Here is a 937-nt window from a genome sequence, read left to right on the forward strand (position 1 = left end):
TTCAGGTGTGGGGAGATACGGCGGCAGATTATCCGCAAGATCAGACGTTAAGTTCACTGTTCGAGCAGCAGGTAGCGAGCACACCGGAGCAAGTGGCAGTGCTGTGTGGAGCGGAATCGTTGACCTACGCGGAGCTGAATGAGCGCGCGAACCGTTTGGCTCGGACGTTGCGTGCGGAAGGTGTTGAACCGGATCAGCCGGTAGGCATACTGGTTCAGCGCTCGCTAGAGATGATCGTAGGCATCTACGCGATCCTCAAGGCAGGCGGAGCCTACGTGCCAATTGATCCAGAATATCCGGCCGACCGCATCCGCTTCATGCTGGAGGATTCGGGAGCGAAGCTGGTGCTGACGCAATCGCATCTGGCAGAGCAAGCATCCTTGAGCTTCGACGGCCAGGTGCTGGTGCTGGATCGTCATGAGCAGGCTGGCAAGGACATTTACCACGAAGACGGTTCGAATCTGGAGCCACTGGCCGGACCGCACCATGTAGCCTATGTTATCTATACGTCCGGCTCCACGGGAAAACCGAAGGGTGTGATGGTGGAGCATCATTCTGTGCTGAACCGGATTTTGTGGATGCATGATCGATACGGCTTGAGTGCGGAAGATACGATCCTGCAAAAGACCGCCTTCACCTTCGACGTGTCGGTGTGGGAGCTGTTCTGGTGGTCGCTGGTCGGCTCGAAGGTGAGCCTGTTGTCCGTGGGCGGGGAAAAGAACCCGGAAGAGATCGTCGACGCCATTGTCCGCGATGGCGTGAGCACGATGCACTTTGTACCTGCCATGCTGCATGCGTTCCTGGAGTATGTGGAGCAGCAGCCACGGGAAGTAATGCAAGCGAAACTGGCAACGCTGCGTCATGTCTTTGCCAGTGGTGAAGCCTTGCCGCCACAGCATGTGGCTCGCTTCCAACGGCTCGTGTCGAGCCTGACCGG

Annotated in this window: 1 protein-coding gene; it reads left to right on the forward strand. The window is 57.8% G+C overall.

The window, feature by feature from the left end; all coding sequences use genetic code 11:
• The coding region (locus tag G9G53_RS25615) for an AMP-binding protein (RefSeq protein WP_165150875.1) at positions 1–937 on the forward strand (937 nt) is incomplete at both ends.

It is taken from the genome of Paenibacillus sp. EKM206P (assembly GCF_011066155.1).
Taxonomy (GTDB): Bacteria; Bacillota; Bacilli; order Paenibacillales; family Paenibacillaceae; genus Paenibacillus; species Paenibacillus polymyxa_D.